Raw genomic sequence first — 10,604 nt, 5'->3', positions numbered from 1 at the left:
CCTTTCGACTCTTTTTTCTTCTTTTCTTTCATGTTCTTTTTGTGTGGTCCCATTTTCTTTCACCTCCAACTAGAACGTTTGTTCTATATTTTTATTATACTAGTTTCTATTAGTAATTGGAAGTAAAAAACATGGCTTATATCCCCTTTTCTGAAGAAAGGGGTTTTACGCCACTTTTTTGATAAAAAAAGGATCGCCGTAGCAATCCCCTTTCTTCAACTCTTGCACCCTTTACCTTAATAAGAATCGAACTGTTACTTAGAGGGCCTTGCCCGAATTAAATAGATGATATCTGACCAATAACGTTCGATATGATCGACCTGAAGATTAGATTTTCCAATTATTTTATCGATATTTCTGTTACAATGACACCCAGATATTTTAGTATATAGTGGGTCAATCATTTTTTGAGTAAATGATAGTAATGGATTAGAGCTCAGACCATGTTCCATTAACAATATGATCCCATCCTTACGGCACCAACTATTAAATTTACTTAATGTTACAATTGGGTCAGGATAACTGCAAAGTGAAAGGGTTGATACGATGCAATCAAAAGAGTTGTGTTCTAATATCAAGTCATCAATATCTTCCTGTATAAATTCTGCTTTCACTTGAAAAATTGATGCTGCTCTTTTGGCACTCTTAATCATCTCTGAGCTAAAATCAACTCCTGTTACCTCAACATTATTCCTATCATAGTAAGGAAAGTTCGCTCCAGCTCCAACTCCGACCTCTAAGACTTTTCCGTATGCGTTTTTTATTATTTTATTTCTCAATCCAGCAAGCTTTTGATTAGCACGGTTATTTTCATACATTTTTACCTGTTTATCATATTTTTTAATTAGCTTTTCTTTTTCCATTTGCTCACTTCCTGAAAGATTAATTAGACTTGAAATAAGTATTTTATTCATTTTGGGCTTTACCATGGACATTAGATAATTTCATTATTATTCATAAGGTAATGGAATTGTTATTCAACTAAACCTTCTTCTTTAGTTAATAAAAAGGGGACTATCCTTTCTTGAAGGAAAGCCCTCGTTAGCTGAATTATAAATAGACATTAAGAGGGTAATTCGTAGTCCTTGAGTAAGGGTGCAATTGTTTCTATTGTTAATTTTACTATGGATAAAAAACTTTGGGATTATTTGTAGGAATAAATATACTAAATATTTGTTAAAGTAAAAAGGCATCGGTTCAAAACCGATGCTTTTTTGAGAGTTAAATTTAGTGTTAGTTTTGTAGATTTTTAAGTTTTTGTCCCCTGAAAGAGAACCCGTTAATTACCTTGCCAATCTTTTCTTTTTGTTTTTACGAGTCACACAATAACTATATTGTTAACTAAACTTCATTAAAGAGCGAAGTATTGGCGTATAACGATGAGGCTCCGCCAGAGTGCACGAATAGGATGTTATCGTCAGGCTTAAAGGTGGCTTTTTGGATTAAATCAATGAGTCCCGCTGCTGCTTTACCTGTATATACTGGATCCAGCAAAATCCCTTCTGTTCTTGCCATTAGCTTGACAGCTTCCACCATTTCAGGAGTAGGTAAAGCGTAACCTGGTCCGACATACTCATCAAAACACGTTACAGCCTCACGTGGGATTGAATTTGGAATGCCAATGTGTGCAGATGTTTCTTTAACCAGCTGAAAAACTTTCTCTTCTTGTTCCGCTTTTCCTCTGCTTACGTTTATTCCGATTACCGGTATTTTGCTTTGATTTCCATAAAAGCCTGTAACCAAGCCTGCATGCATTCCCCCGCTGCCGCTTACACATACGACCGCATTTATATTGACTCCTTGATCAAAGGACTGTGCCACAATCTCTTGAGCACAAGCAGCATATCCCGTTGCGCCAATGACATTTGATCCCCCAACCGGAATGATATAAGGTTTAGATCCTTCATCCGTAACTTCTTTAGCTACTTTCTCCATTTCCTTCATCAAGTCCGTCCCATTAGGCACGATCTTGACTTTTTCAGCACCCAGTAAATGATACAGAAAATAGTTACCATTAAAATCTGGTTCAGAATTTGTTAGACCTTCTTCTAATACAAGAATACACTTCATTTTCTCTTTAACGGCAGCGGCCAGTGTTAAGCGGCAATGATTTGATTGAATGCCTCCACATGTAATTAACGTATCCGCTCCTTTGTCTATTGCATCGGCAACAAGGAACTCTAGTTTTCTTGTTTTATTTCCACCAGCCGTCAGCCCAAGTAAATCATCTCGTTTAATATAAATGGAAGGGCCCCCAAGAACTTCAGAAAAATGATGTAATTTCTCAATGGGAGTATATGTTGGTGTATATCGCTGTCTAGGGAATTGTGCTAAATTCATATTCATTCTCCTCCTGTATTCTCTGTTTAAGACTAGCCTAATAAGAAAAGAGAATATCACTCTGACGTTCTCTTTTCAATAATTATGATTAAATCATAGCAAACGCTTCGATTTCAATCAAAGCATCTTTAGGTAAACGAGCGAAGCTTAGGAGGAAGAATAATTGCAAGAAGAACAAGAAGTTATCGTCACTGATAAGCCACTTGTTCTTCTTTTTCTTTTCTCTTAGCTTGGAACAAAATCCTTCTTCAATTATCCCATTTAGTTGAAGAAGAAAAAGATGGGATCTCTGTGGAATCCCATCTTGAAGTAAAGCTCCCCGGTAGTTGCATTGGAAAAAGGTTTGATTAACACCTTTTCAAGTGAATTATGTGACGTTTATTTAAACTTTATTACTAAAAAAAGAGCATGTTAGTTATTTTTATTACCAGAACCGAAACCAATTACATATCCATCTAAGTCTCGAATTGAAAATTCTTTCCAAACACCCCAGTCAAACTCAGTTAAATTTGGTTCAGAGACGATAATTGCACCATTTGTTTTCAATTCATCAAATAATGCATCAAGCTCAGTGTGATTATTTACATATGCATAAGTATTCCAAGTACCTTTGTTAGGTCTAACATCATTTAAATCTTTTGCTTGTATTAATTTAAATCCTAAACCAAAATCATCTCGTATTGCCCAATGTTCGTTTACTTCACAACCCAATACGTCTTCATAATACTTTTTAGATTTCTCAAGTTCTGATACCAATAGTACTGTTAGAGAATTTTCAATTTTCGCTTTAATTTTTTCTATCATTTAGTAATCGCTCCTATTAATATTTATTCTGTAAAATAAATAAATTCAACACAATTTTATTAAATCCTTCTTCAACTGACCGTTACTTGAATATGAAAAAGCCACTTGGATCGGCAGCTGGTCTTCAACATAAGCACCCATTAGTTAAACAAGTAGGACCTTAACCTGTTAGCAAGAATTCCTAATTGTTGCATTAAAACTTGCTTTGGAGTTGTTAAATATTCCAAAATAAAGAGGGAAAAGTTTCCCTTCAGGTTTTTTTGGTAAATTCCCGATATTCTGTAAAGATTTAATATTGTGTTCTAAGCAAAAATTAACACCCTCAAGGGATTTATTGTTGCAATTTTCTTCTTTACACAGTTGATTTAATTTACTAAAGGTATTTTCTTTTATATACCGTTCCTTAAGTGCTAAACAAATTAATATTTTTTCTCTACAAAGAATAGATTTACCTTCAATGGGGGGGCGACAGGCATCAGAATCAAAAAAGCTTACCTCCAAACCAACCTAAATTCTCAACACGCACATATCTACCTCCTATATTTTCCCTACTATGTTAAACAGATTGTTTCATATAAAATAAGTGTAGGAATATTCATACAAAATAATTCCCATTTTACAAGAGGTATAGCGAATGAAAATATATGTGACATTGAAGAGTATAGCTAAGAGAAAAGCGTTTCTAGAAAAGGTAGAATTTCAGTTAACAAAGCAACCAGAGACGATCGGTGAGCTTATATCCGAGCTTGTTTCCATTAATGTCCGTGCGTTTAATGAAAGGCAGGAAGATATTCCATTTGGACAATTTTTCACAAAAGAAGAAATGATACAAAGTGGTGCTGCTGGCAAAGTAGATTTTGCTGTGGTCTACAACGAGCATAAAGCCAATGAAGAAGATGCCATTAAAACAGCTATTCAAGCGTTTCAAGATGGTTTTTTCAAAGTATTTATCAAAGATGTGGAACAAGGTGTAGAGAGTCCATCTATTCAATTAAACGATGGGGATCACCTTGTTTTTATCAAACTAACAATGTTAGCAGGGCGAATGTGGTAGGTTAGGGGGATTATGACATGGTACATGACAAAGAGACCTATTATAAAGGTCTATTTGAAAAAGCAGAAAAGGTATTAACAGGAAAAGAGTTAGAGATTGCCCAACACATTATCAAGCAAGCCAGATTAGATTATTATGATCGAAAAGATAATCAAAAGGAGCTTTACCATTTAGTAGAGCAGATGAGTCAGGATAGAACCTTATCCTTCATGCCTCTTGTCAAAGTGGTCAAGAAATGGCTCGGAGAGGAAATCGGAGCTCTATTTCAATATATCGCGAAAACGACGACAGACTATCCATATAGTGTGGGCTACTACCGCAGACCTTTTCGAACGTCCAATTTAAGATGGCATTTTCATGTGGTGATCAAAAAGTTATTTAGCATTCTTGAATTAACTCGTGAATCATTTACTATTAACGATTATTTATCCCATGTATTTGAGGTAGATTATACCAACAACTATATTATTAGCGACTACATCGCGTTTGAATTGGACCGAGGCAATGAGAGAGTTTTTAAAGCATTAAAGGAAATGATTTACGGTGAAAACAATACCGCTCTCCTGAACAAATGGGTGATTGAAGGCATTCTTCATAGCCATCAACCTAAAGCGTTTGAAATGTTAGGGGAGTTATTATTAGCCGCTCGCCTTCAAGAAGGCCTTCGACAAAGTATTGTCGAGAGTATGGATGAAGGGACATTAGAGGGAACCCTTTATCTATTGAATATTATTATTGAGCATGATTTAATCCGTTACAGTTCTGTCATAAGAGCACTTGACGTTTGGACTGGTTTAAATTTAGAAGCGGCCAATAAGCGGGTAGCAAAGCAATGTATCGACTATGTTTATCAAGCCCTGACGGATTCACAAGCTCGCGAGCAGTGGCTTACTAGTAATGATGTCAACCAATTGTATATCAGTCTATGGGCAACCGCGGTTTATGAAGAAAATGATGTGGAGGAGAAAATCTACCATTTAATGGCGCATGGGGCTCTCTATCAGAAAATTGTCGCGATGGCCTTTTTATCACAAAGTCAAAATGAAGGCTTGAAATATGACATTGCTCATAAATATTTAGATGAAACCGATCATGAGCTTCAATATTATATTATTTCAAACCTTGGCTATCTATTTTCTTATGGCATTGATTATTATAGCGGAACGCATGAGAAGACTTTAGAGGTAGAAAAAATAGAACCGTTGAATGACAAGAAGGAGCGATCCAGACAGTTTTCCCTTCTTAAAGATATCTTGTTAGGCCTTCCTAATAAAGACATAACGATTCAGTCAAAAGTGTTTCAAGACCAGTCGGTTACCCTTTCAACGGATATGATTGCGGAAAAACTATTATACCTCATTGCCTATGATATGGATCCAAATTGGACTGCCCAGATGATCGAATTGAAGGATAAGGTTGGCCCTGAAGTCCGCCAACACCTTTTAGAGTTCTTTATGAAAGATTTAAAGAATCCAATCCAGCGTGCATTCCTTTTTGATAGTCTTTCCGATAAAAGTATGCACAACCGTGAAACGGCTTTGGTCAAGCTAAGCAAGCTCCAATTAACGGATGCTGAAATGGAAAAAGTAGAAGCCATCCTTAAGCTAAAGACTGGCACACTAAGACAGAAAGCAATTCAAGTTTTACTATTACTAAAAGAGGAACGCTTAGAAGAATCGATTAACCGCTTATTATCAAGTAAGCAGGAACTGCAACACTTAGGAGCATTAGAGATGCTGACGGAGTTGAAAGAGAACCCTGAGCGACAAGAGGAATTCTCTTCTTTGAAAGGGAAAATCAAGACCATTGCAAATCCTACAGAAAAAGAAAAAGTCTTCATCGATAAGTTTTCCAACCCAGAAGAAAAAGGATTGAAAAATGGATTTGGCTTGTACGATCCAACTAAAGAAGCTAAGGTGCAATTGAAGGAACGACCAATCGTTCAGCTTCATGATGTGTTTACCTTATATACCGCGGATGTCATTGAATTTTTAAAAGGACTTTCCGCTCTTGTTCATGAACATCGTAATCATGAATACGTTGTGGAATATTACGGTGGTTATAAAGAAACTTTGTTACTTGGCAGTGATTTACGTGTCAACTTCCATAAAGAAGAAGGGCAGGCTAGCTTGGATCGTTTACCTATATCTGATATATGGAAACAATACTTCCACGTAAATGGATTAACAACGGAGCAGATTGTTCAAATTCGATTCCTCCTTTCCAGAGATGATTTCTATCGCTATTATTTTAATAAACTTAATCGATGGGAAAGAGAGAATTATCCAGTTCTAACAAGCACGCGAAAAGAATTTTTAAGCCACATCTACCCAATCGAACAAATCGAGCAGGTGGAAAGCTTTAATCAAAAAACGGAGTATTCACAGCAAGTCTTTCAAATTGTTGATGCTTATTTTGATGACCTGGAGAAGCCAAAAGCCTTTGAAGTGTTGTATCCTATCCTTTATTCCATGGTAAAAGCAATACCGGAGGGTGAGCAGAAAAACCAATCTAAATTTGTGTCATTACTTGTTCAGCCTTGGTTGGAATGGACAGAGGCAGTTGTTTATGATGAGGAATCCTTTAAGCACTATTTTTCTACTATTTATTATTTGTATCGCTCCTCTAATTATAAGAAGTTCTTTCCACCAATAGAGGATTTTGCAAGAGCCTATGAATCTCAATTGATCGATGAAGAAGAATTGTATCGTGAATTGTTTTCGAGAGAAAAAAGCGATCAGCATTACTGGGGGCTTACGAATGAAAGATCCGAATTCTTGAAAAAGTATCCTTCTATGCTACCTATTAAAGAGCGTGCGATCAAAACAATTCTACAAATCGAACTAAGTCGAGGCGAGCTTCCGACTGATGTCACAGCGCTTGCCTTAAATATAAGGAAATATGAAGGAATCAAGTATTTTGTCAAAATCCTTTTTGGAACAGATAAGGAATCGTTTGTACGTGGCTATATTTATAGCTACGCAGGCCAAGCCCCTAAAAAGGATACGTTCAGCCATTTGCTGAAAGTATGCTACCCGAAACAAGAGGAAAACGAAGCCATGTTGGCAGAGCTTTTAAAAGGGAAAAAGGTGTCGGATAAGCGATTACTAGAGGCAGCCATGTATGCGCCTCAATGGATCGAAATTGTTTCAAAATACTTACAATGGGATGGCTTAAGAAGTGCAGCTTGGTATTTCCATGCCCATATGAATGAGAGTTTTTCTGCTGAAAAAGAAACGATTGTAGCCCACTATTCACCAATCAAGCCAGAGGATTTTAACGACGGAGCATTTGATATAGCTTGGTTTAAGGAAGCCTATCATGAATTAGGTGAAAAAAGGTTCAAGGTATTATATGACTCTGCTAAGTATATTTCTGCAGGAGCCAATCATCGACGCTCACAATTATTTGCTGATGCTACTTTAGGGAAATTATCTCTGTCCGATATGAAAAAATCAGCCAGTGAAAAGCGCAATAAGGATCATTTACTTGTGGTTAGTCTCCTACCGATTGACTCAGAGAATGAGAGAGATGTATTAGACCGTTACGAGTTTTTACAAGCGTTCTTACAAGAAAGCAAGAAGTTTGGTGCTGCGCGACGTGCAAGCGAATCAAAAGCGGTTGGGATCGCTCTTGAAAACCTGGCTAGAAATGCTGGCTACAAGGATGTTACCCGATTAATTTGGGAAATGGAAGCAAAGAAACTGGAGGAAATCCAACATCTACTGGAACCAAAGGACATCGATGACCTGACATTACAGCTGGTTATTGATGCGAGAGGAAAAACAGATATTCAAGTGTACAAAAATGGTAAAGCATTAAAATCGATTCCTTCTAAATATAACAAGCATGAGTATGTCATGGGATTAAAGTCGATTAAGGCTGACCTAACCAACCAATATAAGCGTGCAAAGGAAGAACTAGAACGCTCCATGGTAATGCAGAATAGCTTTACCCTATCTGAGTTAACCAAGATGGTGAGGAATCCAGTTATTTCACCACTATTAGAGAGCTTAGTGTTTAAAGTAGAGGAACATTTGGGCTATTTTGTAGAAGGCTGTTTGGTTAACGTAGCCGATAGGGAAGATTACTTGATTAAGACAGATGATGAACTGTTGATTGCCCATCCCGTTCATTTGTACGAAAGCGGTCTATGGAGTGATTTTCAACGAGATTTATTTAATCGCCAGATTAAGGAACCATTCAAACAGGTGTTTAGAGAATTGTATGTTCCAAATCAAGATGAATTGACTGCAAGTACTGCATCAATGAGATATGCGGGACATCAGGTACAGCCAAGAAAAGTGGTTGCACTTTTAAAAGGCCGAAATTGGACGGTAAGTTATGAAGAAGGTCTCCAGAAGGTATTTTATAAGGAGAATATGATTGCCAAAATTTATGCGATGGCCGATTGGTTTTCACCTTCTGATATCGAATGTCCGACATTAGAGACCGTTGAGTTCTTTGATCGACATACCTATAAGAGCGTTGAACTAAAGGATGTACCAAAGCTACTGTTTTCTGAAACGATGCGTGATGTTGATTTAGTTGTGAGTGTCGCGCATGTTGGTGGAGTAGATCCAAAAGCAAGCTTAACGACGATTGAAATGAGAAGAGCGATTGTCTCCGAATCAATCCGCTTGTTAAAGCTCGATAATGTCCGAGTGGAAGGAAACTTTGCCATCATTGAAGGCAATCTAGGGGAATATTCCGTTCATTTAGGTAGTGCCAATGCGTATAAGCAAGCGAGCGGAGCCTTGTTTATTGTACCGGTTCATTCTCAGCATCGAGGTCGAGTATTCCTACCATTTATGGATGAAGACCCGAAAACAGCCGAAGTCGTATCAAAAATTCTCATGCTTGCAGAGGATAAGAAAATCAAGGACCCGTATATTTTAGATCAAATTAAGTAAAGGTTAGGTGCCTACCCACTTTTATTGTGGGCGGCACCTTTTCTTTTTCTTGAAGCGCCACAGGGACGGCTCTCCTTGCTTTGATCAAGGCCACAAAAACTGTATATCAAAAAGCCATTCGAACCGTCCCCCTAGCAGAAACCCTTTTGAGATTAACGCTACCCGATCCTATAGTACAGTTTTATTCTTCTGTAAACTTTCCTTCTTTCCACAGAAGTTTGCCGATTTTCTCCTCAAAATCCATTTACAACACTCTCTTCTTAGAATCCCTTCTTGCCCACTTCTTTATTTCAACAATAAAGTTCACTTCTCCTTCTTAAAGTAACCTGTCAGTTAGTTGAAAAATCCCTTAAAAATAAGCGTTAATTCATAAAATAAGCGTTAATCCTTCTTTCACTGAAAAACTGGAATGTAAAAAAATCGCTGAATTCCAATGGTATCAAGGGTTTCAAGCGATTTAATCATCTACATTTATTCACGTTAAAAGGATTTATGCGGAGCGAGCCCATTACCCTTGATGTAGGAGACCGTTTAATCCCCCTTTGATTGAAAAGGGGGATTTTTACATCCATTCATCATACATCTCCTTCCGGGCTGTAAAAAGGCATTTACCGCATTGTCATTAGCCCTTACAATTAGTCTGGCTAGGTGTTCATCTGATAGCTTGGATGTATCCGTAAGTACATCAATGTAGCGGCTGCCTCGGTCCGCCATTGCAATAGGGTGTTCAATTTTATTCGATTTATGAACATTATATTGGGTTCCGTCTGGTGCAACTTTTGTTTCATAAAACTTGTGTACAGCTAGTCTTCTTTTCAAAAATTCAACTGCTGCTTCATAATCAGAATGCTCCGTTAAGCCATTTGATTCCGCCCAATTTCTTAGGTGTTTATTTGAATCAATAAATTCCTGAAACGCATCCTCCCTTGATAGTGTTTTATCAAAGGTATTTATAAAATAATGTAACTTTCCCTGCTGAATCTCTGCCGAAAAAACCTTTTTTATCGCAGATTTCAACACCATATCATCATCACTGACCATTCGCCACTTATCTGTTTTCACCATTTGTTTTATCAAAAGCATCTGAGCCATCGCTGTATAGGTATGATTGATATGCAACCCATCTACATATTTCCCTCTCAACATAACTTCTTGCATTTCGCGATAATAGCCTGCTTCACTCTGCGTATCATTCTTGGTTGGCTCCATTGGATAATACGAGTAATTTGTATATTTCGCATTTTTTCGTAATTCTGATGGTAAATGGTCATCTTTGTACGTTTGAGTGTCCTTTTCAATTTGCTTAAAATCAATGTCCCAGTCATACACAATATCGGCTCTGAAGACATAGTGGGAATAGGAGTCCTTCTTGAAGTAACCTGCTTCGTTAGAGCAATAAGAAAAGCTGCCGTTGCTAGCTGCAAGACCTTAAACTCTTGTTCGCAATAGGTAAGCATTTGAAGTTATCTCCAGCTTTTCCCCTGCTCCACACG

Annotated in this window: 7 protein-coding genes; 2 read left to right on the top strand and 5 right to left on the bottom strand. The window is 37.3% G+C overall.

Annotated features, from left to right (window positions below; all coding sequences use genetic code 11):
* Positions 1-254: 254 nt before the first annotated feature.
* From RTR43_RS24930 to RTR43_RS24915, 4 genes are all read right to left on the bottom strand, one after another.
* Complete coding sequence (locus RTR43_RS24930; RefSeq protein WP_312476619.1) at positions 255-863, bottom strand: class I SAM-dependent methyltransferase; 609 nt, start codon at positions 861-863, stop codon at positions 255-257.
* A gap of 478 nt (positions 864-1,341) precedes the next feature.
* Positions 1,342-2,340 carry a D-cysteate sulfo-lyase gene (gene cuyA, locus RTR43_RS24925; RefSeq protein ID WP_312476616.1) on the bottom strand — a complete coding sequence of 333 codons (999 nt, stop codon included), beginning with the start codon at positions 2,338-2,340 and terminating at the stop codon, positions 1,342-1,344.
* 411 nt (positions 2,341-2,751) lie between these two features.
* Positions 2,752-3,144 carry a VOC family protein gene (locus tag RTR43_RS24920; protein WP_312476613.1) on the bottom strand — a complete coding sequence of 131 codons (393 nt, stop codon included), beginning with the start codon at positions 3,142-3,144 and terminating at the stop codon, positions 2,752-2,754.
* A gap of 168 nt (positions 3,145-3,312) precedes the next feature.
* Positions 3,313-3,645, bottom strand: a complete 333-nt coding sequence (locus RTR43_RS24915) for a hypothetical protein (protein WP_312476610.1) — start codon at positions 3,643-3,645, stop codon at positions 3,313-3,315.
* Between the two features lie 133 nt (positions 3,646-3,778).
* Here RTR43_RS24915 and RTR43_RS24910 point away from each other — a divergent pair, with 133 nt between their 5' ends.
* Together RTR43_RS24910 and RTR43_RS24905 are read left to right on the top strand one after the other, a co-directional pair.
* Positions 3,779-4,198: a hypothetical protein gene (locus tag RTR43_RS24910; RefSeq protein ID WP_312476606.1), complete on the top strand. Its 420-nt coding sequence runs from the start codon at positions 3,779-3,781 to the stop codon at positions 4,196-4,198.
* A 17-nt stretch (positions 4,199-4,215) separates the two neighbouring features.
* Positions 4,216-9,111 carry a DUF4132 domain-containing protein gene (locus RTR43_RS24905; RefSeq protein ID WP_312476603.1) on the top strand — a complete coding sequence of 1,632 codons (4,896 nt, stop codon included), beginning with the start codon at positions 4,216-4,218 and terminating at the stop codon, positions 9,109-9,111.
* Positions 9,112-9,642: 531 nt separating this feature from the next.
* Here RTR43_RS24905 and RTR43_RS24900 read toward each other — a convergent pair.
* Complete coding sequence (locus tag RTR43_RS24900; protein WP_312476600.1) at positions 9,643-10,440, bottom strand: hypothetical protein; 798 nt, start codon at positions 10,438-10,440, stop codon at positions 9,643-9,645.
* Between the last annotated feature and the right edge of the window lie 164 nt (positions 10,441-10,604).

The sequence above is a fragment of the Neobacillus sp. genome (assembly GCF_031988165.1).
Taxonomy (GTDB): domain Bacteria; phylum Bacillota; class Bacilli; order Bacillales; family Cytobacillaceae; genus Neobacillus; species Neobacillus rhizosphaerae.
This window is presented reverse-complemented; position numbering and strand designations above follow the sequence as displayed.